The sequence below is a fragment of the Streptomyces sp. genome, from assembly GCF_035645055.1.
Taxonomy (GTDB): domain Bacteria; phylum Actinomycetota; class Actinomycetes; order Streptomycetales; family Streptomycetaceae; genus Streptomyces.
In genome coordinates this window covers 34,145-60,206 of sequence record NZ_DASQNH010000088.1, presented here as the reverse complement: position 1 = coordinate 60,206, position 26,062 = coordinate 34,145, and the positions used below count along the sequence as shown (strand labels likewise).

The following is a 26,062-nucleotide window of genomic DNA, read 5'->3' as shown; positions in this document are numbered from 1 at the left end:
GACGTCGAAACCCATCTCCGCGATCGCGGGCAGCCGCCGCGCCGCCGTCCGGAACGTCCCGTGCGGACACTCCTCCGTGCCCTCCGAACGCGGGAAGAACTCGTACCACGAGCCGAACAACGCCCGCTCCCGCTCCACCAGAAGGGGATACGGCGGGGTGCGGGTCAGCAGCTCGCGCAGCGGATACCGGGCGAGGACCGCGTCCACCTCCGGCGTCAGCGCCGCCGCAAGCCGGGTCGCGACCGGCAGGGAGTCGTCGCGCAGGGTCCGCACGGCGGCGAGCAGCGCCGCGCGTCCGGCGGCCCCGGGGACCTTCTCGGCGGCGCGCTCGTAGAGGTCGGCGCCCTCCTCGAGGACCAGCCCGGTGTCGATCCCGGCGGGGACCTTGACGCGGGCGGTGTGCCGCCAGGTGGCGAGCGGATCGCTCCACGCCTCCACGGTGTACGTCCACCGGCCCTCGGCCGTCGGAGTGACCTCGGCGCCCCAGCGGTCGGTGCCGGGCGCCAGCTCGCGCATCGGGGTCCATGGGCCGGGACGGCCCCGCGGGTCGCGCAGCACGACATTGGCGCCGACCGCGTCATGGCCCTCGCGGAAGACGGTGGCGGTGACCTGGAACGTCTCGCCCGTGACCGCCTTCGCCGGGCGCCTGCCGCACTCGACCGCCGGGTGGACGTCCCGTACCGGGATGCGCCCGATGGCCACCGTCGTACTCATGGGTCTCACCTCCGCCGTACTTCGGAGCCGGGCCGCCGCGGCCCGGTGCTCGGGATCCTGCGCCGAAAGGGTGGGGATCTGTCCGGGATCTATCCGGGCACCCGGAACCGGGACTCCTGCGGCGGGCCGCGCCGGACGGCGCCGCCTCTCCGGGGCCGGCCGTTCTGTTCCTGCAAATAGGTGGTCAGCGTGGTGCGCAGAAACCGTTCGGCCGCGTCGGCGGCCTCCCGCGCACACCGCTTCCCCATGAGCACACACAGCGTGTAGCCCGAATCCTCGAACGTCGCCCGCACCTGGCGGTCGGTCGGGGAAGCGAGCATGAGCCGTTCCCACGCCCGGTACCGCCGCAGCTGCCGGGCGACTTCGGCTCTGGCGGGTAGCAGCATGGCGCCGTTCACCTTCCGGGGCACTCGATGGGCACGTTCCCGACGGTCGGGCCGGTGGCCGTGCGCGACAGCGGGCACGGAGTCCGTTACGGCGATCGAGGCCTTCACTCATGGTGCACGTACGGCGACCCAGCGTCTTGTTAGAGGTTCAACCACATCACAGGTGTCTCTCCTGTTGCACGAATGGGCTAGCACCTCCACTGTTGAGGTTACTCAGAAGCGATCGGTACTCACGCTTCGTGTCGGGGGAGCGGCCCGCCAGGGCCGATCCGGCCCACTAGGGCGAGGAAGGGAGCGAGCGCCTCGCCGGTGAGGAGCCAACGACGATGAAGACCGCAGTGCCCTGCTACTACCACCTCGACGTGGAAGTCAGTCCGGAACGCGTGGGACAGGTCAGCCGAATCCTGGCCGCTCACCTCAGGTACTGGAACCTGGAGACGCTGGTCGAGCCCGTCTGCCGCGGCGCCGAGCTGCTGCTGAAGGCCATCGACGAGCACGCCAAGGACAAGAACATGTCGATCGAGATGTGGTGGAACGGCCAGCACCTGATCACCGCCGTCGGGGGCGACGACCGGGACCTGCGCCCGGACCAGGACCTGCGCGGCTGCCTCGAGCACATCGCCGCGATGAGCGACGGCTGGGGCTGCTGCGCCACCGACACCGGCAGCAAGGTGATCTGGTTCTCCCAGCGCGCCCGGACCGGCCGTCGCGCCCCGCTGGTCCCGACGGCGCCCGCCCCGCGCCTGCGCGAGGGACTCCAGGTGCCCCGCGAGGTACCGGTCGCGGCACTGGCCGCACCGGCCGACACCGCTGACGGCGCTCTGGAGGACGCACGGTGACGAGCGAACCGCACCGGAACACCGGGGTGCCCGCGTGGAGCGGGCACCCCTACCCGCTGGGTGCCTCCTACGACGGTCAGGGCACCAACTTCGCCCTCTTCAGCGAGGTCGCGGAACGGGTCGAACTCGTCCTCGTCGACGACGACGGCCGGCACCGCGCGGTCCCGGTGAACGAGGTCGACGGCTTCGTCTGGCACTGCTACCTGCCCGGCATCGGGCCCGGTCAGCGCTACGGCTACCGGGTGCACGGTCCGTGGCACCCGGCCCTCGGCCAGCGCTGCAACCCCGCGAAGCTGCTGCTCGACCCGTACGCCACCGCCGTCGACGGGCAGATCGACAACCACCCCTCGCTGTACGAGCGGTCGTCCGCCGGGCCCGACCCGGCGGACAGCGCCGGGCACACCATGCTCGGCGTGGTCACCGACCCGTACTTCGACTGGGGCGACGACCGCCCGCCCCGGCGGGCGTACGCGGACACCGTGATCTACGAAGCCCACGTGCGCGGCATGACCCGCACCCACCCCGAGGTGCCGCCCGAGCTGCGCGGCACCTACGCCGGGCTCGCCCACCCCGCGGTCATCGAGCATCTGACCTCGCTGGGTGTCACCGCCATCGAGCTGATGCCCGTGCACCAGTTCGTCCACGACGGGGTGCTCCAGGACCGCGGGCTGTCCAACTACTGGGGCTACAACACCATCGGCTTCTTCGCCCCGCACAACGCCTACGCCGCCGACAGCACCGGGGGCCGGCAGGTCGCCGAGTTCAAGGCGATGGTCCAGGCGCTGCACGCGGCGGGCCTGGAAGTCATCCTCGACGTGGTCTACAACCACACCGCCGAGGGCAACGAGAAGGGCCCCACGCTGTCCTTCCGGGGCATCGACAACGCCTCGTACTACCGCCTGGTCGACGGCGACTGGGGGCACTACTACGACACCACCGGCACCGGCAACAGCCTGCTGATGCGTCACCCGTACGTGCTCCAGCTGATCATGGACTCGCTGCGGTACTGGATCACCGAGATGCACGTCGACGGCTTCCGCTTCGACCTCGCCGCGACCCTGGCCCGGCAGTTCCACGAGGTCGACCGGCTGTCGGCGTTCTTCGACCTGATCCAGCAGGACCCGGTGATCAGCCGCGTCAAGCTGATCGCCGAGCCCTGGGACGTGGGCGAGGGCGGCTACCAGGTGGGGAACTTCCCGCCGCTGTGGTCGGAGTGGAACGGCATGTACCGGGACGCCGTCCGCGACTTCTGGCGCGGCGAGGAGCACACGCTCGGCGAGTTCGCCTCCCGGCTGACCGGGTCGTCCGACATCTACCAGCACAGCCGGCGCCGGCCCCGCGCCAGCGTCAACTTCGTCACCGCGCACGACGGCTTCACCCTGCGCGACCTGGTCTCGTACAACGACAAGCACAACGAGGCCAACGGCGAGGGCAACCAGGACGGCGAGAGCACCAACCGGTCCTGGAACTGCGGGGCCGAGGGTGAGACCGACGACCCGGCGGTGCTGGAGCTGCGTGCCCGGCAGCAGCGGAACTTCCTGGCCACACTGATGCTGTCGCAGGGCATCCCGATGCTCTGCCACGGCGACGAGCTGGGCCGCACCCAGCGCGGCAACAACAACGCCTACTGCCAGGACAACGAGGTGTCCTGGATCGACTGGCGGCGGGCCGGGGAGCAGCGCGACCTGCTGGAGTTCACCCGGTACCTGATCGGGCTGCGCGCGGCCCATCCGGTACTGCGGCGCCGGCGCTTCTTCCGCGGCGAGACGGCCGTGCGCCCCGACCAGCCGCTGCCCGACCTCGTCTGGCTGCTGCCCAACGCGAGCGAGATGAGCGACCAGGACTGGCAGCGCTCCGACGCGCACTGCGTCGGCGTCTTCCTCAACGGAGACGCCATCGCAGAGCCGGACTCCCAGGGCCGCCCGGTCGTCGACGACTCCTTCCTGCTGCTGCTGAACAGCTACTGGGAGCCCGTCGACTTCCGCCTCCCCGACATCGCCTACGGCGAGCGCTGGACGACCGTCCTCGACACGGCCGGCCCGGACACCCCGGACGAGACCGAGCACAAGGCCGGCACGGTGGTGCCGGTGGAGAGCCGCAGTCTGGTCCTGCTGTCCCGGCCGCCGCGCGGCCGGCGGAGCGGCTGACCGTACACAGCGGACAGGGGCGGGGCGGACACCCGGAAAGGGTGTCCGCCCCGCCCCTGTCCGCTCGGCCACCTCACCGCTCCCGGCGCGAGGTCACCGTGAACTGCGCCCCGTCCGGGTCGCGCAGCACCGCCTCGTCGGGACCCTCACGCAGCACACTGCCACCGTGCAGTTCCGCGGCGCGGGCGCAGGCGGCGACGTCGGTCACGGAGAAGTGCACCTGCCAGTGGGGGCGGATGGTGGGGTCGGGGGCCGACTCGACGGCGCCGGACTCGATCCGGGCCACGATGTCGCCGCGGCTGCGCAGCACGACCTCCTCGCCCTCGTACTGCACCTCGCAGCAGCTCGGCCGCGCCGAGGCCCAGTCGAGGACCTCGCCGTAGAAGATCGCGGCGTCGAAGGCGTCCCGGGTGTGCAGCCGGATGAAGGCGGGCGCCGCCCGCCGCCAGGTCTCCCAGTCGGTGAACAGCGACCCCTCCCAGATCCCGAACGTCGCCCCGTCCCGGTCGGCCAGCAGCGCCCCGCGCCCCGGCGGGAAGGAGATGGGGCCCACCGCGACGGTGCCGCCGCGCTCCTGGACCCGGCCCGCCACCTCGTCGGCGCTGCGCACGGCGAAGTACGGCGTCCAGGCGACCGCCGCGTGCCACATGCCTGCCATGCCGGCGATCCCGGCCACCGGCGCGCCGTCCGCGAGTGCGATGCGGAAGCGCTCGCCGAGCTTGGCCGAGCGCCACTGCCAGCCCAGCACGGCCGAGTAGAACGCCTCCGTGGCGGGCAGGTCCCGGCTGGTCAGGCTCACCCAGCAGGGTGCGCCGAAGACGGAGTCGGTGGAGACGACTCCCGTCGGGCGGGCAGCGGGTGTCGGGCGCTGTGTCATGGCAGTCGTTCCCTGGGGTTCGGGGGGCCGGCGGCCACCGGTCAGTCACCAGTGTCCAACCGGAACCGCGTCTGACGCCTGCCGAGTACCCAGGTGGCAGCGAGGACTCCCCGTGGGGACGATGGACGGGTGGCAAGCACACCGCGCGAGCCGGCCGACGAGACGGACCGGATCTTCGCACTCCAGCAGGAAGTGGCCCAGCTCAAGGAGGCCGTGTCCTCCCACGCCGTGGTCGACCAGGCGATCGGGATGATGGTCGCCCTGGGCCGGGTCACCCCGGACCAGGGCTGGCTGGTGCTGAAGGAGGTCTCCCAGCACACCAACATCAAGCTCCGCAACGTCGCGGAGCTGATTCTGATCTGGGGCCGCCGGGGCGAGATGCCCCCGGAGATCCGGGCCGGGCTGGAGGACGCCCTCGACCGCCATGGCCCGACCCAGATCCCGGGGGCACCGTTCGAGGACCCCTAACGGACCTCCGCGAGCAGTTCCTCCCGCAGGCGGGCGAAGCAGGCGCTCAGCAGGCGGGAGACGTGCATCTGGGAGATGCCCAGCTGCTCCGCGATGGTGCTCTGCGTCATGCCGCAGAAGAACCGCAGATAGAGGATGGTGCGCTCGCGCTCGGGCAGGGCCTCCAGGCACGGACGGACGGCCACCCGGTCCACGACGATGTCGTAGCGGGGGTCCGGGCCGCCTATCGCGTCCCCGAGGGCGTATCCGTCGGTGCCCGGCATCTCGGCCTCCAGGGAGAGCGCGGAGAAGCACTCAAGGGCCTCCATACCGGTGGCCACCTCGGCCTCGCTGAGCTGGGCGTGGGCGGCGATCTCGGCGATCGTCGGCGCCCGGCCCGGCGTGGTCTGGGCCAGTTCCTTGGCGGCCTTGCGGACCCGGTTGCGCAGATCCTGGACGCGCCGGGGCACGTGCAGGGTCCACATGTGGTCGCGGAAGTGCCGCTTGATCTCGCCGGTGACGGTCGGCACGGCGTACGCCTCGAAGGCGCGGCCGCGCGAGGGATCGTAGTGGTCGACGGCCTTCACCAGACCGAGGGCCGCCACCTGGTACAGGTCCTCCAGGGCCTCCCCGCGGCCGCGGAAGCGGACGGCGATCCGCTCCGCCATGGGGAGCCACAGCCGGACCAGCTCGTCCCTGAGGGCCCTGCGTTCCGGGCTGCCCTCGGGGAGCTTCTGGAGTCGTTCGAACGCCTCCGTGGTGTCCGGAGCGTCGTCGTGCGGATGCTGCTTCGTTCTGCCGGCCGTACGCATCGTGCGCGTGCCTCCCTTACGGGGTGCCGGATGGGCGGACACCGTGGGAGGCATGTGTGCGGGCACTGGCATTCGGGACGCCGGGGTCCCCTGCGCACAGGCTCCCACGGACGTGCCTCCTGTCCGAAGCACTTCCCTGCACATTCCCTGGACAAAACGGGACGAAACGCCTTTCACTATTTTTCCGGCGTTCCCGCCGGGACCACCGGTCCCCGACGATCACCGGCCGGGCACCGAACGTGATGTGCGGCACGCCCGCGCACCCGGCCCGGCCGGGCCCCGGCGGATACCTCCTGCCCACGCCTTGATCAGCGATCAAGCCCCGGAGAACGGCGGCAACCGCCCATTCCGCTCATTTGACAGTGCGCTCGGGCCGCGGATAGGAAGCTCGTCTGAGGTCGAGAGGTGGAGTGTGTACGAGCCGAACGTGGTCGGGGACTGGCACGAGTACGACGAGCACGCCGGCCTGCGTCTGCGCGTCCACCGTCTGGAGCGGGCCGAGCCGCCGCGCGGACGGGACGACGCCGCCGACGGGCTGACGTACTTCCGCCTCCGCGTCACGATCGAGAACCGCGGCGCCGAACGCTTCGGCATCCACCTCGAGGACGGCCAGATCGACGTGCGGATCGGCCCCGACGGGGAGGGCGCGTTCATGGACTGGCGCAACTCGCAGTTCATCGAGGGCTACGACATCTACCCGCTGCGCCGGATCACCGCCGTGGTGTACGCCGCCGGGCCCGAGGCCGCGCTCGGCCAGGTCGACGTGCAGATCCAGCTGCGGGTGGACGACGAGTGGACCGACCGCCGGCTGTGGGCCGGCGGCGTCGGCCTGTCCGAGGGGACCGCGCACGCGCATCCCCCCGCCGGCCGGGACAGCCTCGCCCGCCAGGTGAGCAACTTCCTGCGCGACCAGGCGGAGGAAGGCACCGCCTGACGTCCGGACCGCCGGTCAGTGCGGGATGCCGTCGATGATCTCCCGGGCACCCTGCCGCAGCAGCGCCACCGCGACCGAGGTGCCGAGGGTGGCGGCGTCCAGCCGGCCGGCCCACTCGTGGGCGTTCAGCCGGGTCTTGCCGTCCGGGGTGAACACACACGCCCGCAGGGACAGTTCGCCGCCGCGGTCCACGCGGGCGTAGCCGGCGATCGGGCTGTTGCAGTGGCCCTGCAGGACGTGCAGGAACATCCGCTCCGCGGTCGCCTCCCGGTGCGTCGCGGGATCGCCGAGGGCGCTGACCGCGTCGATCAGGGCCGTGTCGTCCTCGCGGCACTGCAGGGCGAGGATGCCCGCGCCGATGGGCGGCATCATCGCCTCCGGGGACAGCACCTCGCTGATCACGTCCCGGCGGCCGATGCGCTCCAGACCGGACACCGCGAGCAGCAGGGCGTCCGCCTCGCCCGCCGCCAGCTTCGCCAGCCGCCGGTTGGCGTTCCCGCGGAACGGCACGCACTCCAGGTGCGGGTGGGTGGCGGCCAGCTGGGCGATCCGGCGCACCGAGGAGGTGCCGATCCGGGTCCCGTCCGGCAGCTCGTCGAGGGTGAGACCGCCGGGGTGCACCAGCGCGTCACGGATGTCGTCGCGCTTCAGGAACGCGGCGAACACCGTGCCCGCCGGGAGCGGCCGGTCGGCGGGCACGTCCTTGACGCAGTGCACCGCCAGATCGGCCGCGCCGGCCAGCAGCGCGGCGTCGACCTCCTTGGTGAAGGCGCCCTTTCCCTCGACCAGGGACAGGTCCCCCAGCCACTTGTCACCCGTCGTCTTCACGGGCACGACCTCGGTGCGCACACCGGGGTGCAGGGCGGTCAACTCCGCGCGTACCCGCTCCACTTGGGCCAGGGCCATGGGCGAGTCGCGTGAGACGATACGGATCAGCTCCGGAACGGACATGGCGGACACGATAGACCCTCCGGCCCAGCGGGTCCCGACGCGGCGTCAGTTTCCGACGGCCAGAGTGAAGCGGACCTTCTCCTGGGCGCGGGCGCCCAGCCGTTCGTAGAAGCGGACCGCTCCCTCGTTCCAGCCGGGCGTCTGCCACTGCACCTCGGCCAGGCCGAGGGCGCGGGCCTCGGCGGTCACCGCGTCCATGAGCAGGGCGCCGAGCCCCTGGCCGCGGTGGGCGGGGACGAGGAACAGGCAGTCCAGGTGCAGATACTCGCGGCCGTCCCAGGTGGACAGTTCGGCGACGCAGGTGGCGTAGCCGACGACCTCGCCCCCGGGTGCCTCGGCGACCAGGCAGCGCAGGCGCGGAGCCGGGGTGCCGAACAGGAGGGTGCCCAGGCGCCCCGCGAGGTCCGGCGCGGGCGGCGCGGCCCGCTCGTACTCGGCGTGCAGCCGGGCCAGTTCGGCCACCCTGGGCAGATCGGCGGGCCGGGCGTGCCGCACCACGGGCGGGCCGCTCATCGCACCGTCCCCTCGACGGTGTCCGCGCTCCAGGCGGCGACCCGGCCGGACAGCGGGCCGGTGCCGTCCAGGACGTGCCGGGAGAACGCCTCCCGCTCGTGTGCCAGCAGCGCCGCCTCCCACACACAGGGCGCGAGCCCCGCCCGCCCCGGCCGCAGCAGCCCGGGCCGCCCGGCCGGGCCCGTGAAGACGGCCAGGTCCGCCATGTGCCCCTCGATCCAGGTGTGGACCAGCACATAGTCGCCGTCCCCGCCCGCGTGCACGATCAGCACCGAGAGCCCGAGCGAGCCCCGCTGCCCGCCGAGCGCCAGATGGGCCTCGGCGAGCCGCAGCGCGGCCTCGACGTCCGGCTCGGCGACCGTGCGGCCCGGCGCCTGGAGGGCGTACGTCTTCACCAGGTGCCCGGCCGCCTCCCGGGTGCCGACCGGGCGGACGGTGCGGGCGTGATGGCCGTCGGCCAGGGCGAGCAGCGCGTCGGCGGCGACCGCCGAAGGCAGCTTGTCATCATGATCCATGCGGCCATCATCCGCCGTGGGAGCGGGTTCGGACCAGGGGTTCGCTCAGCTCCACCGCGCGCTGGGCGGCGGCCAGTGCCCGCTCGTCGCCGACGTCGAGAGCGGTGTCGGCGAACTTGATGACGTGCTCGTCGCCGTGCGCGAGGGCGCGTTCGACGACCTCCCCGGCAGTCAGACGGGCGGGCGGCGCATAATCGACCGGCTCGCTCGGGGCGTACATCGCGGTCACCGCCGCGGAGGCCGTCCAGGCGGCGTGCAGGCTCGGCGCCCACAGCTCGCGGGGGAGGGCGTCCAGCGTGCGCAGCACGGCGTTGGGGGCGGTGGCCGCGTGTACGAGCATCGTCGCGTCACCGTGGCCGTGGGTGGCGTAGCGGTGGGTGGCGGCCCGGACGAGTTCGGCGAGCCGGTCGCGGGCGGTGTCCGGGTCCGTCACGCCGTCCGCCCACAAGGGCAGGCGCCGTACGGCGGCCAGTCGCGCGAGGTAGCCGCCCTCCGCGGGCTCGACCGGCGGCACGGCGTCCAGGCTGCGGGCGGCGCTCGGCGCGCCCGGCAGCGGCTCGATGCCGGAGACGGGGAGGTGGCGGGCCGCCCAGTAGCCGAGGGCGTGGGCGAGTTCGGTCCGTCGCGGCTCGTTCTCCTGAGCCTGTAGGGCCCGTACGGCATGGCCGACCCGGATGACCGGGTGGGTCGCGCCGGCGTACAGCCCGGGCAGCAGGCGCGGCCACCACTCGGCGAGCACGGCGCGCCACGGGCGGTCGGTGACGGCGCGGGTGAAGTGGTCGACCCAGTCGGCGGCCCGCCGGGGATCGCCCAGCGCCTGACGCCAGTCGGCGTCGGTGACCGGCTCCATCCGGGCCGGGAACTCCTCCAGCCGGTCGTCGTACAGGTCCAGCCAGCGGTGCACGGCCCCGGCCTGTCCGTGCGCGGCCAGCGACTCGACCACCATGGGAGCGTGGTTGCTGAGCCAGCCCCGGAACTCCGGACCGGAAGTGTGCAGTCGTTCGAAGGCCTCGTCGAGCCGTCCGCTCGTGTCGCTCATGGTCATGCGCCGGACGCTACGGCAGCGGCGACGCCGTGTGATCGGCCCCGGGGCGGACCCGCGCCACGCCCCAGGGCCTAAGCCCTGAGGCCGAGACGGGGGAACGGAAACGCTAGGCGTACGGGTCGAAGGAGATTCCCGACGGCTTCGCCGACGCCAGGTGGCTGGTGAAGCTGCCGTCCTTCAGGCCGAAGTGGGCGCTGCCGAAGTCGTATGCGGACAGCTTCTCCCGCACGCCCGCCGGGTAGCCGTTCCAGCCGACCAGCGGCGGATACTGCCAGGTCCCCTCGTGGTTCTCCGGCGGTTCGTCGTTCGCGTTGGCCAGGCGGAAGCAGTGGGTGCTGATGCCGTCCTTGTGGTAGACGACCTTCGCGTGGGTGCCCTCGAAGCGCACCCCGGAGGCGGCGGTGACGGTGAACGAGCCGTGATTGGACGTCGCGACGTACCGCACCTGGCCGTTCTGCACCCAGACCACGACATGTTCCCAGTCGTGCCGGTGCCCGCCGATGCTCGTGCCCGCCAGCGCCTGGTCCTTCTCGAAGTACAGGCCGTACAGGTAGGCGCACCAGCCGTTGTTGCACTTGGAGCGGGAGTAGCTGTTGGTGTTGTCCAGGTCGGAGGCGTCCCGGCAGTTGCCGTTGAGGGCGCCGGTCGGGCTGAGCCCGCCGTTGACGGTGCCGTCCGCGCTGATCGCGGGCGTCGGGTAGCAGCCGTCCGTGTCGTAGTCGAACGCGGGCTGGTAGGCGCGTTCGGCGGCCTCCGCGTTGGCGGGCAGCGCGGGCGGCGGGGCGGCGAAGGCGGTGGCGGGGAAGGCGACGACGAGAGCGGCGGCCCCGGCGAGACCGGTGAGCCATCTTCTGCGGTGCGGAACGGACTTCTGCGACGACACTGCGTCCTCCTCGGGGAATCCGGGCGCAGCCCAACGGCTGTGGGGGGAAAGGCAGTTCAGGATCCCGGTAAAACCCGCCCGTGCCAAGGGATCACAGAAGTCGCGGCGGTGAAGCGCGGTTCAAGAAACGGTGTCGGCCTCTGGTGAGCCGTCAGACGGCGCTGTCCGGCAGGTCGGCCGACGACTCCTCGGGGGTGAGGTCCGGCCGCAGCCGCAGCCACGACGGCTGGCGCAGCAGCCCCGCCCGGGTGCGGGTGCTGTACCGCACCTCGCCCACCAGCCGGGGCAGCACCCAGTGCGCGCCCGGCGCCGACGGCCTCGGCCGGAACGGGCAGACCTCGGTCGCCAGCTCGCTGAGCAGCGCGGCCAGCTCGGTCCGCTCGGCCTCGCTCCAGCCCGTGCCCACGCTCCCCACGTAACGCAGCGTGCCCGCGGCGCGCTGGCCGACCAGCACCGCGCCCGGCAGCCCGGTCAGCCGGCCCTTGCCGGGCAGCCAACCGCCCACGATGACGTCCTCGCCCCGCATGTTGCGGATCTTGATCCAGGCGCGGGACCGCATCCCCGGCTCGTACACCGAGTCCAGCCGCTTGCAGACGAGCCCCTCCAGACCGTGCTCGCGGGTGGCCCGCAGCGCCGCCTCGCCGTGTCCCACCAGCGCCCCCGGCGTGGACCAGAACGGCCCCCGCAAGTCCAGTTCCAGCAGTCGCGCGCGCCGCTCGGTGTACGGCAGGCGGATCAGGGAGCGGCCCGCGAGGTGCATCACGTCGAACAGCACGAGATGCACCGGGACCCGGGCCGCCCGGCGCGCCGCCCGGGCGGGGGCGTGGGCGAGGCCCATCCGCGACTGGAGCAGCTGGAAGTCGGCGCGGCCCTGCTCGTCCAGCGCCAGGACCTCGCCGTCGAGGACCGCGGGGGTGCCGCCCAGGGCGTCGCCGAGGGGCCGCAGCTCGGGATAGGCGGCGGTGATCTCCTCCCCGGACCGGGCGCGCAGCACCACTTCACCGTCTCCCGCGAGATACACCACCACGCGCTGGCCGTCCTGCTTGGTCTCGTACGCCCAGCGCGCGTCCTGGGCGGCGGGCGGCAGGGTGCCGGGGGTGGCGAGCATGGGGGCGATCAGCGGCAGGGTCACGGCTTGAGATGTCGACGGCGGGGGACCGCGTCACGCGTGTCGCCCGGCGGTTTCGCCTGAACGGCGCCGCGCGCCCGGTCCGCACCGCACCTCGCCCGGTCCCGCGGGAACGCCCGGGCCACGAGTTACTTGAGTCAGGCAATGAAAGAGTAAAGTGGGCCGTATGCCCACACCGTCGCTCCCCGACGTCCCCGCGTCTCCCGAAGTCGCCGAGATCGAGCGGGCGTTCACCCGCGTCACCTACCTCGGCACCCGCGCCAGGCAGCATGACCGGCTGATGGCCCTCGCCGAGGTCCCGCTGGACCGTGCCGCCGTGGCCCTGCTGCGCCAGATCGCGGACACCGAGCCGGTGCGCCCGGGGGAGCTGGCCCAGCGGCTCGGCGTCGAGGCCTCCCACGTCACCCGCACCGTGCAGCAGCTGGAGAAGGCCGGTTACGTCAGCCGCGTCCCCGACCCCGACGACCGGCGCGCCCTGCGCATCCGGCTCACCGAGGCGGGGCGGCGGGCCATCGACCGGATCCGGGAGGCCGGCGCGCGGGGCATGCAGTCGGCCCTCGCCCACTGGTCGCCCGAGGACCTGCGGCAGCTCGCCACCCTCTTCCACCGCATGGTCGACGACTTCGTGGCGTACGCCGCCGACGAGGAGCCCGAGGCGAGGGCCACCGCCTGACCCCCACCGCTCAGGGCTCGGCCAGCCCCCGCAGCAGCAGCACGCCCACGGCGGGCAGGACGACGAGCGGCGCCAGGGCGAACCGCAGCGAGGCGGCGTCCGCGAGCGCGCCCAGCGCGGGGGCCGCGAGCCCTCCGACGCTCACGGTCAGCCCCAGCGTGACCCCGCTCGCGGTGCCCACCCGCCCCGGCAGATAGTCCTGACCCAGCGTGATGTGCAGCGCGAACGGCACGTACAGCCCGGCGGAGGCCAGCGCGACGAACGCGTACACCGCCGGGCCGGGCGCCAGGAGGACCCCCGCCACGGCGAGCACGGTCAGCGCGTACGAGCGCCGCACCACCGTCAGCCGGCCGTACCGCTCGGCCAGCCGGGCCCCCAGCACGGTGCCCACCGCGCCCCCGGCGTACAGCACGAACAGCGCCGCCGTACCCGCGGCCTCCCCGCCGCCCGTGCGCTCGCGGACGTACAGCGCCACGAAGGTGCTCAGACCCAGGAACACGATCGAACGGCACACCACCGCGCCCGACAGCCGCAGGAAGGACGGCCAGTCGTCGCGCCCCCCTTCCGCCCGCGCCCCTGCGGTCTGCCGCGCCCGGGGCCCCACGGCCCGGACCGCCGCCGCGCACAGCACCGCCCCCGCCAGCGCGGGCACCGCCAGCAGGGGAGAGGCGCCCAGGCCGCCGCCGGCCACCACCGCCCACACCAGCGGCGGGGCCAGCGCGAAGCCCACGTTGCCGCCGAGCGAGAACCATCCCATGGCCGTATGGCTGCCACCCGCCGCGAGCCGCGCCACGCGCGCCGCCTCCGGGTGGTACGCGGCGACACCCACCCCGGACAGCGCGACCGCCGCCAGGGTGAGGACGTAGGAGCCGCCGAGCCCGGACAGCGCCACCCCGGCACCACCCGCCAGCGCGGCGAGCGGCAGCAGCCACGGCAGCTCCCGCCGGTCGGTGAGCGCCCCGAACAGCGGCTGCACCACCGAGGAGAGCAGGGAGGCGGCCAGCACGATCCCCGAGGCGGCGGCGTAGGTGTAGGCGCGCTCGGCGACGAAGTACGGAACCAGCGCGGCGACGGCGCCCTGGTACACGTCGACGCAGGCGTGGCCCAGGGACATCAGCGTGATCGGTCGGGATCGGGACGAGGACAACGACTCGGTCTTCTGTTCGGTCACGATGTGATCGTCGCGCCCCGGCCCGCTGTCCCGCTTTCGATAAACTGCCCGATCGTGCCGGACATCCGCCATACGCCGAAGGCGCCCACCCGCGCCCAGCGGCTCGCCGCGGGCGACCGCATCGACGCGCACCGGCACGACGAGCACCAGATCGTCTACGCGGGCTCCGGCGTGCTCGCCGTCACCACCGACGCCGGCACCTGGTTCGCCCCCGGCACCCGCGCCATCTGGGTCCCCGCCGGCACCGTCCACGCCCACCGCGCCCACGGCCACCTGGAGCTGCACCTCGTCGGGCTGCCCGCCCACGACAACCCCCTCGGCCTGGACACCCCCACGGTCCTCACCGTCGGCCCGCTGCTGCGCGAACTGATCCGCGCCTACACCCGCGACCCCGAGGACACCGGGCCGCAGCGCCGTCGGCTGCTCGCCGTCCTGCGCGACCAGTTGCGCGCCTCCCCGCAGCAGCCCCTGGTCCTGCCCCGCCCCGAAGACCCGCGGCTGGCCGCCGTCTGCGCCCTCGTGCACGCCGATCCCGCCGAGCCCCGCACCCTCGCCCAGCTCGGCGCCGCGACCGGCACCGGCGAACGCACCCTCAGCCGGCTGTTCCGCAGCGAGTTCGGCATGACCTTCCCCCAGTGGCGCACGCAGTCCCGGCTCTACCACGCCCTGCGGATGCTCGCCGACGGAACGCCCGTCACCACCGTCGCCCACCGCTGCGGCTGGTCCTCCGCCAGCGCCTTCATCGAGGTCTTCCGGCGCTCGTTCGGCTCCACACCCGGCGCCCACCAGCGCCGGGACTGACGGATCAGGGGGCGGCGGCCGCCCCGCCGTTACCGTCCGGTACGATCCGGCGGCAGCCGCAACCGAGGAGGAACCGTGTCACGGTCCGCACGCTCGCCCCTGCTGCTCGCCGGCCTGCTGGCCGCCGCGGGCGTCGCCCACTTCGCCGCACCACGCACCTTCGACGCGATCGTCCCGCGCGCCCTGCCGGGCGAGCCGAGGGCGTGGACCCGCGCCAGCGGAGTCGCCGAACTCGCCCTCGCGGCGGGCCTGGCGCTGCCCAGGACCCGCAAGGCCGCCGCCCTGTCCACGGCCGCCTTCTTCGTCGGCGTCTTCCCCGCCAACGTGAAGATGGCCCTCGACTGGCGGGACCGCCCCACCCCGCTCAAGGCCGCCGCCTACGGACGGCTGCCCCTGCAACTGCCGCTCGTGCTGTGGGCCCGCAGCGTCGCGAAGAACACGGAGGGACGGTCATGAGCACCCGAGTGAACGTCGGCGACACGGTCGACGACTTCTCCCTGCCCGACGAGAACGGGGTCACCCGCAGCCTCACCGAACTCCTCGCCGAGGGACCGGTGGTGCTGTTCTTCTACCCCGCCGCCCTCACCCCCGGCTGCACCGCCGAGGCCTGCCACTTCCGCGACCTGGCCGCCGAGTTCGCCGCCGTCGGCGCCCAACCGGTCGGCATCAGCGGCGACAGCGTCGAACGCCAGCAGGAGTTCGCCGGGCGGCACACCCTCGGCATCCCGCTGCTGTCCGACGCGGACGGCGCGATCCGCGAACGCTTCGGTGTGAAGCGCGGGTTCACCCTGGTGCCCACCAAGCGGGTCACCTTCGTCATAGGACAGGACCGCACGGTCCTGGAGGTCGTCCGCAGCGAACTGCGCATGAACACCCACGCCGACCGCGCCCTGGCCGCGCTCCGCGCCCACCGCGGGTGAGGGCGGCCGCATGAACGGTACGCCCACGCGGCAGCACATCCACACCGTCATCCGCACCCCGAGCGGCCACGACTGCGCAGTGGATCTCCTGGAGCCGCGCCCGGGGGCCGGCCACTAGGCGGGAGCGGGGAAGGCCGGGCGGCGAAGGCGGGGCGGCGCGATACTGAGGGGTATGCGGCTGCTGGGCAAGGCCTGCGTCACCGTCTGTCTGCTGCTGACGGCCGCCGTCGGCTGTGCGGACGAGGAGCGTGGCGCGCCCCGGCCCACCATGCCGACGACGACCGCCACGCCCGGCGGCGCCACCCCCGCCAGCGCCACCCCCACACCGCCGCACCCCGTCTCCCTTCCCGCCCTCATGGCCCGCGAGCACCGCGGATCCGCTCTCCGCCTCGGCGCCGTACTGGCCCGCACCGACGCCTACACCTCGTACGCGATCACCTACGAGGCGAACGGGCTGACCGTCTCGGGTCTGCTGAACATCCCCGAGGGCGAGGGGCCCTTCCCGGCTTTGGTGCTGGCGCACGGCTACATCGATCCGGCGGTCTACACCACGGGCCGCGGCCTCGCCCGCGAACAGGATCTGCTGGCCCGGCACGGTTACGTCGTCCTGCACACCGACTACCGCAACCACGCCCGCTCCGACGACGACCCCGACAACGACGTCAACCTCCGCCTCGGCTACACCGAGGACGTCATCGCGGCCGTCAAGGCCCTGCGCGCCGCCAGCCGCGCCGAGGTCGACCGTGAGCGGATCGGCCTGCTGGGCCGGTCCATGGGCGGCGGCGTCGTGTACAACACGCTGGTCGTCGCCCCCGGACTGGTCGACGCGGCCGTGGTGTACGCCCCGGTCAGCGCACGTCCCGCCGAGAACATCGACCGCTTCCAGCGCCCCGAGGGCGATCCGGTCGTCGCCGAGATCGAGGCGGCCCACGGCAGCCCCGAGGAGAACCCGCGGTTCTGGCGGGAGGTCTCGCCCGTCACCTACGTGGACCGGGTCACCGAACCGCTGCTCATCCACCACGGCACGGCCGACACCACCTGCCCACTGCGCTGGTCCCGGCAGACCACCGCCGCGTTCGAGGCGGCCGGCAAGGACGTCCGCCTGGTCACCCACGAGGGGGAGGGACACACCTTCTACGGGCGGTGGCGGGAGTCCATGGACATCACCATGGACTTCTTCGACCGCCACCTGCGCTGAACACCCAGCGGGCGGACCCCCACCGCCCGCACGCCGATAGGCTGAGCGGTGATCAACCGCACGGGCGGGGGAAGCAGAGGGCAGCGGACGGCATGACGAGCGCCGGGGACAGGCACACGACGGGACCCGGGCGTCCCACCTCACGGGACGTCGCCCGGCTCGCCGGTGTGTCCCACACCGCCGTCTCGTTCGTCTTCAACGGCCGCGCCGAGGGCAACCTCTCGCCCGCCACCCAGGAACGCATCCGGCAGGCCGCCGCCCAGCTCGGCTACCGCCCCGATCCGGTCGCCCGCGGCCTGCGCCGCCGCCGCACGGCCGTGATCGGGCTGGTCACCGACGAGATCGCGTCCTCCCCGTTCGCCGGGCGGCTGCTGCGCGGCGCCATGGAGACCGCCTGGGCGAGCGAGCACCTGGTGCTCACCATCGACTCCGGCGGCGACCCGGCCAAGGAGGACGCCGCCGTCGCCGAACTCCTCGACCGGCGGGTGGACGGCATCATCTACGCCGCCATGTCGCTGCGCCGGGTCCGCGTCCCCGAGGGACTGCACCGCACCCACTCCGTCCTCGCCAACTGCCTGCCCGGGGACGACTCCCTGCCCGCCGTCATCCCCGCCGAGCGGGCCGGCGGCCGGACGGCGGCCCGGCTGCTGCTCGAGCAGGGGCACCGCAGGATCGCCCACATCGGCGGCCTCGACGACATCGCGTCGGTGGAGCGGCTGCGCGGCTTCCGGGACGCGCTGCGCGCCGAGGGGATCACCGTCCCCAGGGAGTGGGTGGTACGCACCGGCGGTGAGATCGCCGGCGGCCACGAGGGCGCCATGCGGCTGCTCGACGGGGCCGACCCGGCCCGCCGCCCCACCGGGATCTTCGCCTACAACGACCGGGTCGCGGCGGGCGTCCTGCACGCCGCGACCCGGCTCGGCATCACCGTCCCCGGCGATCTCTCCGTGGTCGGCTACGACGACCAGGAGCATATGGCCGCCTTCCTCACCCCGGCCCTGACCACGGTCGCGCTGCCGCACCGGGAGATGGGCGAGGCCGCCGCCCGTCTCCTCCTGGAGGCCATCGCCACCGGCCGCACCCCGCCCGCCACCGTCCGCCGCCTGGCCTGCCCGGTCGTGACCCGGGCCTCGGTGGGCCGCGCGCCCGCTGGGTGAGCCCGTCCGACGGTCAGTTCAGAGCGGGCGGAACCAGCTCCCACGCCGTGACGGCGGCCCCGGCGCCCGTGACGCTCAGCCCGGGTGCGACGCCGGGGCGCCGGTAGGCCCGCTCGGTGAGCGCGGCCCGGTCGCCCGCGAACACCTCGTACAGGGAACCGTCGACGAGGACCCGCACCCTCAGCTCCGCGCCGCTCGGCACCCGCACCTCCACCGGCGCGGAGCGCGCCGCGTTCCGCACGGTCAGGCCGCCCCCGGCGGGATCGAGCCGGAGCGACAGCCCGTCGCCCAGGCGGACGGTCGTGACCGCGCGGGCGGTGACCGTGAGGTCGTACGCGTCCGGCAGCCGGGTCCCCACGCCGGGTGCGGTGACGAACGGATCCGGCGCCCGCAGCAGGTCCAGCTCCGGGGCCGGTACGACCCGCAGGCTGCCGTCGGCCTGCACGTCGACCACCCGCGGCGCGGTGAGGACTCCCGCCCAGCCGGCCCGCTCGGCCTCGCCCGGCTCGCGGGACTCCCAGGACCAGCCCCACATCAGCGTCCGCTCCGGCTCCTGGAGGACGGCGGGCGCGTAGAAGTCACGGCCGTGGTCGAGGGTCCCGCCGGTGCGGGGGAGGAAGGACAGCTCCCGTTCGCCGGCGTGCGTCAGTCTCCCCGTCAGGTAGCCCGTCGCACCAGGGTCGCCGTCCCACAGCGACACCACCAGCACCCACGTGCCGCCCGGTGTCCTGAACAGCTGCGGGCACTCCCAGCCGACGGCCTTGTCGCCGAACGCGTCCACGGCCACCGGGTCGTTGCCGTCCAGCAGCACCCCGGCGAACCGCCAGTCGGACAGGTCGGCGCAATCGTAGAGCAGCACCGACGGGGTGCCGTCGGCGTGGCCCGCGCCGACCAGGGCCCAGCGGCGCCCGGCGTGCCGGAAGACGAACGGGTCGCGGAACATCACCACGTCCAGCCCGGCCGGCGGCCCGGACACCACCGGAACGGGCCGCGGCCGCCACTCGGTCAGGGCCGGGTCGCCGGGATCGGCCGCGCGGGCCAGGCAGATCGCGCCGAGGCCGGTGTGGTGGCGGTCGATGCCCGTGTACACCACCGTCGGCACACCGTCGTCGTCGACCGTGCAGCCGGACCAGCAGCCCGCCTCGTCGGGCCCGCCGGGCGTCGGGGTGAGCGCGACGGGGTGATGCTCCCAGCGGGCCAGGTCCGGGCTGGAGGCGTGGCCCCAGTGGACGTCGGCGTGCACGGGGGCGTTCGGGTTGTGCTGGTAGAAGAGGTGGTAGCGGCCACGCCAGCGGAACGGCCCGTTCGGGTCGTTGACCCAGTTGGCGGGCGGTCGGACCCGGAAGCGCGGGGCGTTGGGGTCGGGGCTCAACGGTTGACTCCTGCGGAGGTGATGCCCTCACGGAGAGGGCGCTGGCCGACGACGAACACGGCGACGGCGGGGATCATGGACAGCACGACACCGGCGAGCACCACCGAGACGGAGCCGGTGCCGAGATTGCCCTGGAGGGAGACGAGACCCAGCGGCAGGGTGTAGTTCTGGCCGGAGGTCTCCAGGATCAGCGGGCGGAAGAACTCGTTCCAGTGGTAGTTGAAGGCGAGCACGCCGACGATCGCCAGACCGGGCGCCGCCAGCGGGGCGTAGACGGACCGGAACACCCGCCACGGACCCGCTCCGTCGAGCATCGCGGCCTCGCCGAGGTCCTTGGGCATGCCGAGGAAGTACTGACGCATCAGGAAGGTGCCGAACGCGGTCGGGAAGGCGGGGACGATCAGGCCGAGCAGGGTGTCGGTCAGCCCCATCGACTTCAGCACCAGGAACACCGGCACGATGGTGACCTGCAACGGCACCATCATGGTCGCGAGGACCAGCCCGAACAGCGGCTTCCTGAACCGGAACTCCAGTCGGGCGAAGGCGTATCCGGCGAGCCCCGCCGTGATCATCTGGCCGACCGCGATCAGCGCCGTCACCAGCGTGGAGTTCAGGGCGAGCAGCCAGACGTCGATCTGGTCGAAAACCCCGCGATAGGACTCGGCGGTCGGCTCGGCCGGGATGATCCTGGGTGGCAGGCCGAAGGACTCGGCGGGAACGCGCAGCGAGGTGGAGACGGTCCAGATCACCGGGCCGAGGGTCAGCAGGGCGCAGACGGACAGACCGGCGATCCGCGCCCAGGGCGCGAGGGAGTGCCGCACCCGGCCGGCGGTCAGGGTCGTGTGGCTCATGGACTCACCCGGCTCACTGGTAGTGGACGAAACGCCGGCTGAGCCGGAACTGGAGGGCGGTGACCGCCATGATCAGCACGAACAGCAGCACGCCCACCGCGGACGCGGTGCCGAACCGCAGCTGCTCGAAGGCCGTCTCGTAGATGACCATCACGACGGTGCGGGTGGAGTCGCCGGGACCGCCGTCGGTCAGCACGTACGGCTGTTCGAAGACCTGGAGCGCGTTGATGATGCCGACCACGGACGCCACCAGCAGCGTGGGCGACAGCAGCGGCAGGGTGATGTGCAGGTGCTTGCGCGGGCCGGTCGCCCCGTCCAGCGCGGCGGCCTCGTGGACCTCCTTCGGGATGTTGTTCAGCCCGCCCACGAACAGCAGGAACGAGAAGCCGAACTGCTGCCAGACATAGACCAGGATCACCGTGGCCATCGCCCCGTGCTCCGAGGTCAGCCAGGGCACGGGCGCGATCCCGACCAGGCCCAGCAGCCAGTTCACCACCCCGAAGTCCTGGTTGAACAGGTACTTCATCACCACCGAGATGGACGCGGCGGACAGCACCAGCGGGAAGAAGAACGCCGACCGGAACACCGACCGCAGCCATCCCGGCATCCGCCCGTCCACCGTGATCGCCAGCAGCAGCGCGATCAGCAGCTGCAGCACGACCGCCAGCACCATGAAGACCAGGGTGTTTCGGAAGGAGACCAGGACGGTGGAATCCCCGAAGACCTCCCCGTAGTTGGCCGCCCCCGCGAAACGCGGGGAGTCGATCACGTTCCAGTGGAAGAGGCTCAGCACCACCGAGCCGGCGATCGGGACCACCGTGAAGACGACGATGCCGACGATCGTGGGGGCCAGGAACAGGGCGGCCAGCAGCCGCGTGCCGCGCTCGCGTGGCGCCGGCCGTACCGCGACGGCGGGCGGCCGGGGCGCCGGGTGCCGCTCCCGCGGCGGGACCTGGGGGTCCGTCATATCCCACGCTCCATGGCCTTCTCCAGATCGCCTTGGAGCCGGCGCAGCGCCGGACGCACCGCGCGCGGGGCGGCGAGGGCGGTGCCGGTGTGCTTGAGCAGCACCTGCTCGACCTCCGCGACCTGCGGCGGCGCCGGGATCGGCCCCGTGTCGGGGAACCGGTCGAGGGTGTCGTAGAAGACCCGCCAGTGGTCCGGGCCCGTCTCCCGGTATCGGCCGGCGGTCAGCATCGAACGGCGCGCCGGGGTCGTCTGGTTGGTCGTGAACAGCCGGGTCAGGGTGTCCCGGCGGACGGCGTACTTGATGAACTCCCACGCCTCGTCCTGCCGCTTCGAGGTGCGCAACAGCGCGTAACCCGCCGCGCCGAACTGGTGGCGCTGGGTGCGCCAGCGCGGGAAGTACTGCACGTCGTACGCGTCGGACGGCATGCCCGCCTGGTGCAGGCCACCCGCCCAGAAGCCGCCCGCGGGCGTGACCCCCACCCGGCCCGTGGAGAACACGCCGACGAGGTTCTGCCCGTTGCCGCCCTCGGGGCGCGTGCACAGGCCCTCCTCGATGAGCGAGGCCAGATAGTCGTACGTCTCCTCGAAGCGGGCGCCGGTCGCCTGCGGCGTGGTCCAGCGGAACCCGCCGCCGCGGCCCCGGCGCCGGTCCGCCGGGTAGAAGGTCTCCCACAGCCAGTCGCCGCCGGGTGCCTTGGACTCGGCGAGCAGGTTGGTGCCGTTCGCGAAGAGCCAGGGCACCACCCCGCCCCACAGCCGGTTGGTCCAGAAGTACGGGGTGAAGCGCGAGTCGCTCGCCTTCTTCATGCGGCGCAGCAGCGCGGTGAAGTCGTCGCGGGTCCAGTCGGCCGGTGGATGGTCCGCACCGGCCCGCCGCAGCACCTGCCGGTTGAGGTAGACGTCCGCCGCGTTGAACTCCACCGGCAGCTGGTAGAGGCTCCCCTCGTACATCATCGACTCCACCAGCGAGGGGTGGACGTCGGCGAAGTACTCGCGCAGCTCGGCGGCGTCCCGCCGGACCCAGCGGTCCAGCGCCACCCCCAGTCGCCGGGCGAACAGCTGCACGCCCTCGGTCGCCACATAGACCAGGTCGGGAGCCGTGCCCGCGGCGATCTGGGTGAGGATCTTGGCGAAGAAGTCCGACCAGTCGACGGCCTGCACCGCGTTGATCCGGAGCTTGATGCCGGGGTGCAGCTCGGCGAAGCCCTCGGTGAGGGTGCGCACGGCGGCCGGGCCGTAGGCCGGGCCGAGGGTGGCGACGACCAGGGAGCCGTCGTCGCGGCCGGGGATGTCGGCCCCGGTGAGCCGGTCCCAGGAGACGGCGGTGCCGGCCAGCGCGGCGGCGGCCGTGCCGTAGGCGCCGTACCGCAGCAGGGTGCGGCGGGTGTGCGAGTCGGTCATCGAACAGGCCTAACTCGTGTTAGCTGAGAACTGATGCCGACGATGATGAAAAGCGCGTCACAGCCCTGTCAAGAGTCGGGAACCCCTTGACCTTTAACGAGTTAGGTCTACAGTCCTGGTTCCACCGGGCCGCCGTTCCCGAGCCGCCGTCAGGCCGCTCGCCCGTCGAGAGGAACGATGTGATGCGTGGACTGTCCGGAAAAGACCTGTCCAGAAGAGCACTGTTCACCGGATCCGCCGCGGGCGCCGGTGCCGCGCTCCTGCCACCGGCGCCCGCCGCCGCGAAACCCCGGGCCGCCGCCCCGGGCTGCGCCCGCTACCGTGCCGCCTACCACTTCACCGTCCCCGACCAGTGGAAGAACGACCCGCAGCGCCCGGTCTGGATCGACGGCGAATACCACTACTACTACCTGTACAACTCCGACTACTTCACCGGCGGCACCACCGCCGGCACCGCCTGGCGCCTGGTCACCAGCACCGACCTGGTCCGCTTCACGGACCGGGGCATCGCCGTGCCCAAGGACACCACGCCCAACGGCGACGTCTGGTCGGGCTCGGCGGTCGTGGACACGGAGAACACGGCGGGCTTCGGAGCGGGAGCGGTCGTCGTGCTGGCGACCATGGAACCCGTGGAAGGCGCCCACACCCAGGCCCAGTACCTCTACTACTCCACCGACAACGGCCGTACCTTCCGCCCGTACGGCACCGGCCCGGTGCTGCCCAACCCCGGCGTGCGCGACTTCCGCGACCCCAAGGTCGTCCGCGACGAGGAACGCGGCCGGTGGGTGATGGCGCTCGCCGAGAACGACAAGGTCGGTTTCTACCACTCGTCCGACCTCAAGGCCTGGACGTACGCCGGGGGGTTCGTCAAGGAGGGCATCGGCGTCCTCGAATGCCCCGACCTGTTCCGCATCACCGCCGACGACGGCACCGGAAAGTGGGTGCTCGGGGTCAGCGCCAACGGCAAGGGCTCCGGACTGCCGAACACCTACGCGTACTGGACCGGCGCCTTCGACGGCAGCGCCTTCACCCCCGACGCCGCCGACCCGCAGTGGCTCGACCACGGCTGGGACTGGTACGGCGCCGTCACCTTCGAGAAGCGGAACGCCACCGGCACCCTCGACGAGCGCGCCCGCCACGCCATCGGCTGGCTCAACAACTGGGACTACGCCCACACCACGCCCACCATCGACACCGACGGCTTCAACGGCACCGACTCCATCGTCCGGGAGATCACCCTGAAGCGCGCCGCCTCCGGCACCCTCTACCTCGCCTCCCGCCCGGTCGCCGCCCTCGACCGGTACGTCTCCCGCACGGTGAAGCTCGGCGACATCGAGGTCGAGGGCACCCGCGTCCTCGATCACCGGGGCACCGCCTACGAGATCAGCTGCGAGATCACCTGGGACCAGCTCACCGGCGCCGGCCTGCAACTGCGCCGTTCCGCCGACGGCGTCCGGCACGTCGACGCCGGCGTCCACCGCGACTACGCCTTCCTCAACCGCCGGACCACCGTGAACCCGGACGCCTCCGGGCGCTGGCAGGAGAGCAGGAGTCCGTTCGATCCGTCGGCACGCCGGGTACGGCTGCGGATCCTGGTGGACCGGACCTCGGTGGAGATGTTCGTGGACGACGGCCGGTACGTCCACACCTCCGAGGTGTTCCCCTACCTCATCGACGCGCGTCTGGCGCTGTTCACCATCGACGGCCGGGCCGTGTTCCGGAACACGGTGATACGCGAGTTCACGACCTGAGCGCCGACGTCGCCGGGTCGGTTCAGGTCAGCGGGATGGTCACCTCGTCCTCCACCGGCGGATCGAGTTCCTGGGCGCGGTGGCCCGTCGCGGCGTGGCAGCGCAGACGCAGGGCGTCGGGGGCGACGTCGATCCGCAGGAACGACTTGAAGAAGGGCGGGGCGTGGGTGGCGCAGCCGGGGGAGAGCAGGCCGGTGTAGAGCTTGCGGACGGGGAGGCGGAAGCGGGCGGCACGGCGCGGTCGGCGGCCGGTGCCGAGCAGGGCGGCGACCAGGCGCGTGCGGCGGGTGACGGGGGCCGGCGCGCCCGGGGTGCGGGCGGGCCGGCCGTCGAGGCGTTCGGCGACGACGGCCGCGGCCTCCGCTTCGGTGAGGGTGAAGAAGCGCCGCAGCCGGGTGCGGCGGGCGTAGATCCGGCTGTAGAAGGCCAGGGAGTCACCCCGCAGGGGGTAGCAGCGGAAGTCGTCCTCCGTCAGGCCGGCCACCTGCACCGGGGGGATGGTGTGGGTGGCGTGGGTGAACGCCCCGCCGCCGCCCGCGACGACGTACTGGATGGTGCGACCCCCGTCCACCCGTATCGGATAGCGCTGGTAGTTGTGGATGTCGCCGCCGATCGCCGCGACGTAGCGGTGCGCGGGGTCGCGGACGATCTCGTCGACCGTGCCGCCGCCCTCGATGGGGCACGGGCGGTGCGTGCCGTCGGCGTACAGCGGTCGCCCGGTGATCAGGATCTTCGGGCGCGGGTCGCGGGAGACCTCGCGCAGCCAGGCGCCCTGCTCGGCGTCGAGCGTGCCGAGCAGCCCGGTGTCGATGCCCACGATCCGGATCGGCCCGGCGTCGATCGCCCAGTACGGGCCGGGCTGGACGGAGAACTGGGCGGGCGCGGAGCGCAGCTTGCGGGCCTGGGCGAAACCCGCCTCGTCGGCCGGGCCCGGCCGGTGCCACAGCCGGTCGCGCAGCCAGGCCCGGGTCAGCGCGCGGGGCCGGGGCGAGGGCGGCAGCGGCGGCGCGTCGTCGCAGAAGACGCGCATGAAACCGTGCAGGTCCTCGTACCAGTCGTGGTTCCCGGGGACGGCGTAGATCGGCGCCGGATAGTCCTGGTACGGGCGGAAGAACTTGTCGCCGTAGTCGTCCGTGGCGCCCACGGGGTAGATGACGTCACTCGCGATGACCATGAACTGGGTGTCCTGGCCCACCCGCAACAGGCCCGGCACCACCGCGTACTGCGGATCGCCGCCCTCGCCCGTGTCCCCGGCCACCAGGAACGCGAAGCGGTCGGGGTCCGAGCGCCGGATCACCTTGTCCGCGGGCGCCCCGGCCGCCGCCTGCTGCTGCACCCAGCGGCTTCGGGTACGGCCCGTGGGGTCGCCGAACCAGGACGCCAGCATGCCGTTGCGGGCGAGCCACAGCGTCCTGGGGTCGAGCCACGACAGCCTCTGGCACTGGTCCGGGACCAGCTGCCGGTAGTCGCCGGGTTCGGGCGCGCCCCAGCCCGCGCCTTCCGCGGTATCACGTGAAGAGTCAGACACCAGTGCATCGTAATGATGATCGAATGCGGCGCGAGACGGGACCTGGGAGGAATCCCCGGCCCCATCTCGCGCCTCGTC

At 73.0% G+C, this 26,062-nt stretch carries 27 protein-coding genes; 11 read left to right on the top strand and 16 right to left on the bottom strand.

Translation table 11 applies throughout. The features are described from left to right. The coding region (locus VE614_RS28670; RefSeq protein ID WP_324943444.1) for a maltotransferase domain-containing protein at positions 1 to 714 on the bottom strand (714 nt) is incomplete at its 3' end. 89 nt (positions 715 to 803) lie between these two features. Continuing rightward, positions 804 to 1,100, bottom strand: a complete 297-nt coding sequence (locus tag VE614_RS28665) for a DUF5133 domain-containing protein (RefSeq protein WP_324943442.1) — start codon at positions 1,098 to 1,100, stop codon at positions 804 to 806. A gap of 326 nt (positions 1,101 to 1,426) precedes the next feature. Here VE614_RS28665 and VE614_RS28660 point away from each other — a divergent pair, with 326 nt between their 5' ends. Then, positions 1,427 to 1,939: a pep a2 gene (locus VE614_RS28660; RefSeq protein WP_324943440.1), complete on the top strand. Its 513-nt coding sequence runs from the start codon at positions 1,427 to 1,429 to the stop codon at positions 1,937 to 1,939. Between the two features lie 26 nt (positions 1,940 to 1,965). After that, on the top strand, positions 1,966 to 4,086 hold the full coding sequence (gene glgX, locus VE614_RS28655; RefSeq protein ID WP_414719659.1) for a glycogen debranching protein GlgX: 2,121 nt from the start codon (positions 1,966 to 1,968) through the stop codon (positions 4,084 to 4,086). A 73-nt stretch (positions 4,087 to 4,159) separates the two neighbouring features. On the opposite strand, the gene VE614_RS28650 is transcribed toward glgX, so the two are convergent. Beyond that, positions 4,160 to 4,963: a VOC family protein gene (locus VE614_RS28650; RefSeq protein WP_324943435.1), complete on the bottom strand. Its 804-nt coding sequence runs from the start codon at positions 4,961 to 4,963 to the stop codon at positions 4,160 to 4,162. Positions 4,964 to 5,092: 129 nt separating this feature from the next. Here VE614_RS28650 and VE614_RS28645 point away from each other — a divergent pair, with 129 nt between their 5' ends. After that, on the top strand, positions 5,093 to 5,431 hold the full coding sequence (locus VE614_RS28645; RefSeq protein WP_324943432.1) for an ANTAR domain-containing protein: 339 nt from the start codon (positions 5,093 to 5,095) through the stop codon (positions 5,429 to 5,431). On the opposite strand, the gene VE614_RS28640 is transcribed toward VE614_RS28645, so the two are convergent. Beyond that, entirely contained in the window at positions 5,428 to 6,222 is a 795-nt protein-coding gene (locus VE614_RS28640) for an RNA polymerase sigma factor SigF (protein WP_324943429.1), read from the bottom strand. The genes VE614_RS28645 and VE614_RS28640 overlap by 4 nt on opposite strands. 412 nt (positions 6,223 to 6,634) lie before the next feature. On the opposite strand from VE614_RS28640, the gene VE614_RS28635 reads away from it, so the two are divergent. Then, entirely contained in the window at positions 6,635 to 7,156 is a 522-nt protein-coding gene (locus VE614_RS28635; RefSeq protein WP_324943427.1) for a hypothetical protein, read from the top strand. 15 nt (positions 7,157 to 7,171) lie between these two features. Here VE614_RS28635 and hemC read toward each other — a convergent pair whose 3' ends face one another. From hemC to ligD, 6 genes are all read right to left on the bottom strand, one after another. Then, on the bottom strand, positions 7,172 to 8,107 hold the full coding sequence (gene hemC / locus VE614_RS28630) for a hydroxymethylbilane synthase (RefSeq protein WP_324943424.1): 936 nt from the start codon (positions 8,105 to 8,107) through the stop codon (positions 7,172 to 7,174). A gap of 45 nt (positions 8,108 to 8,152) precedes the next feature. Further along, complete coding sequence (locus tag VE614_RS28625; RefSeq protein WP_324943421.1) at positions 8,153 to 8,620, bottom strand: GNAT family N-acetyltransferase; 468 nt, start codon at positions 8,618 to 8,620, stop codon at positions 8,153 to 8,155. Next, positions 8,617 to 9,135 carry a hypothetical protein gene (locus VE614_RS28620; RefSeq protein ID WP_324943418.1) on the bottom strand — a complete coding sequence of 173 codons (519 nt, stop codon included), beginning with the start codon at positions 9,133 to 9,135 and terminating at the stop codon, positions 8,617 to 8,619. Before VE614_RS28620 ends, VE614_RS28625 begins: the two co-directional genes overlap by 4 nt. A gap of 7 nt (positions 9,136 to 9,142) precedes the next feature. Next, positions 9,143 to 10,180 (bottom strand): questin oxidase family protein, encoded by a 1,038-nt coding sequence (locus tag VE614_RS28615; protein WP_324943415.1) that lies wholly within the window; start codon positions 10,178 to 10,180, stop codon positions 9,143 to 9,145. Between the two features lie 106 nt (positions 10,181 to 10,286). Further along, entirely contained in the window at positions 10,287 to 11,063 is a 777-nt protein-coding gene (locus VE614_RS28610; protein WP_324943412.1) for an NPP1 family protein, read from the bottom strand. 151 nt (positions 11,064 to 11,214) lie between these two features. Then, complete coding sequence (gene ligD / locus VE614_RS28605; protein WP_324943410.1) at positions 11,215 to 12,195, bottom strand: non-homologous end-joining DNA ligase; 981 nt, start codon at positions 12,193 to 12,195, stop codon at positions 11,215 to 11,217. 163 nt (positions 12,196 to 12,358) lie between these two features. On the opposite strand from ligD, the gene VE614_RS28600 reads away from it, so the two are divergent. Beyond that, positions 12,359 to 12,865 carry a MarR family transcriptional regulator gene (locus VE614_RS28600; protein ID WP_324943408.1) on the top strand — a complete coding sequence of 169 codons (507 nt, stop codon included), beginning with the start codon at positions 12,359 to 12,361 and terminating at the stop codon, positions 12,863 to 12,865. A 10-nt stretch (positions 12,866 to 12,875) separates the two neighbouring features. Here the strand turns inward: VE614_RS28600 and VE614_RS28595 are convergent, their stop codons facing one another. Beyond that, complete coding sequence (locus VE614_RS28595; RefSeq protein ID WP_324943446.1) at positions 12,876 to 13,979, bottom strand: MFS transporter; 1,104 nt, start codon at positions 13,977 to 13,979, stop codon at positions 12,876 to 12,878. Positions 13,980 to 14,090: 111 nt separating this feature from the next. On the opposite strand from VE614_RS28595, the gene VE614_RS28590 reads away from it, so the two are divergent. The 5 genes from VE614_RS28590 (at position 14,091) to VE614_RS28570 (ending at position 18,112) form a co-directional block, all read left to right on the top strand. Beyond that, positions 14,091 to 14,837, top strand: coding sequence for a helix-turn-helix transcriptional regulator (locus tag VE614_RS28590; RefSeq protein WP_324943405.1), 747 nt, complete (start codon positions 14,091 to 14,093; stop codon positions 14,835 to 14,837). A 75-nt stretch (positions 14,838 to 14,912) separates the two neighbouring features. Continuing rightward, a complete protein-coding gene (locus VE614_RS28585) occupies positions 14,913 to 15,293 on the top strand; it encodes a DoxX family protein (protein ID WP_324943402.1) in 381 nt (126 codons plus the stop codon). Then, positions 15,290 to 15,757, top strand: coding sequence for a peroxiredoxin (locus VE614_RS28580; protein ID WP_324943398.1), 468 nt, complete (start codon positions 15,290 to 15,292; stop codon positions 15,755 to 15,757). The genes VE614_RS28585 and VE614_RS28580 overlap by 4 nt, the downstream gene beginning before the upstream one ends. A 172-nt stretch (positions 15,758 to 15,929) precedes the next feature. Beyond that, the gene (locus tag VE614_RS28575) at positions 15,930 to 16,955 is read left to right on the top strand and encodes an alpha/beta hydrolase family protein (RefSeq protein WP_324943395.1); all 1,026 of its coding nucleotides are present in this window, start codon (positions 15,930 to 15,932) and stop codon (positions 16,953 to 16,955) included. 92 nt (positions 16,956 to 17,047) lie between these two features. Continuing rightward, a complete protein-coding gene (locus VE614_RS28570; protein ID WP_324943392.1) occupies positions 17,048 to 18,112 on the top strand; it encodes a LacI family DNA-binding transcriptional regulator in 1,065 nt (354 codons plus the stop codon). A gap of 13 nt (positions 18,113 to 18,125) precedes the next feature. Here the strand turns inward: VE614_RS28570 and VE614_RS28565 are convergent, their stop codons facing one another. From VE614_RS28565 to VE614_RS28550, 4 genes are read right to left on the bottom strand one after another with little or no spacing between them, the layout of a single operon-like run. Beyond that, positions 18,126 to 19,484 (bottom strand): glycoside hydrolase family 32 protein, encoded by a 1,359-nt coding sequence (locus VE614_RS28565; protein WP_324943389.1) that lies wholly within the window; start codon positions 19,482 to 19,484, stop codon positions 18,126 to 18,128. Next, positions 19,481 to 20,335: a carbohydrate ABC transporter permease gene (locus VE614_RS28560; protein ID WP_324943386.1), complete on the bottom strand. Its 855-nt coding sequence runs from the start codon at positions 20,333 to 20,335 to the stop codon at positions 19,481 to 19,483. Before VE614_RS28560 ends, VE614_RS28565 begins: the two co-directional genes overlap by 4 nt. 13 nt (positions 20,336 to 20,348) lie before the next feature. After that, positions 20,349 to 21,302, bottom strand: a complete 954-nt coding sequence (locus VE614_RS28555; RefSeq protein ID WP_324943383.1) for a sugar ABC transporter permease — start codon at positions 21,300 to 21,302, stop codon at positions 20,349 to 20,351. Further along, positions 21,299 to 22,705, bottom strand: coding sequence for an extracellular solute-binding protein (locus VE614_RS28550; protein ID WP_324943381.1), 1,407 nt, complete (start codon positions 22,703 to 22,705; stop codon positions 21,299 to 21,301). Before VE614_RS28550 ends, VE614_RS28555 begins: the two co-directional genes overlap by 4 nt. A gap of 182 nt (positions 22,706 to 22,887) precedes the next feature. On the opposite strand from VE614_RS28550, the gene VE614_RS28545 reads away from it, so the two are divergent. Beyond that, on the top strand, positions 22,888 to 24,456 hold the full coding sequence (locus tag VE614_RS28545) for a glycoside hydrolase family 32 protein (RefSeq protein WP_324943378.1): 1,569 nt from the start codon (positions 22,888 to 22,890) through the stop codon (positions 24,454 to 24,456). Positions 24,457 to 24,478: 22 nt separating this feature from the next. Here VE614_RS28545 and VE614_RS28540 read toward each other — a convergent pair whose 3' ends face one another. Next, on the bottom strand, positions 24,479 to 25,984 hold the full coding sequence (locus VE614_RS28540; RefSeq protein WP_324943375.1) for a metallophosphoesterase family protein: 1,506 nt from the start codon (positions 25,982 to 25,984) through the stop codon (positions 24,479 to 24,481). Between the last annotated feature and the right edge of the window lie 78 nt (positions 25,985 to 26,062).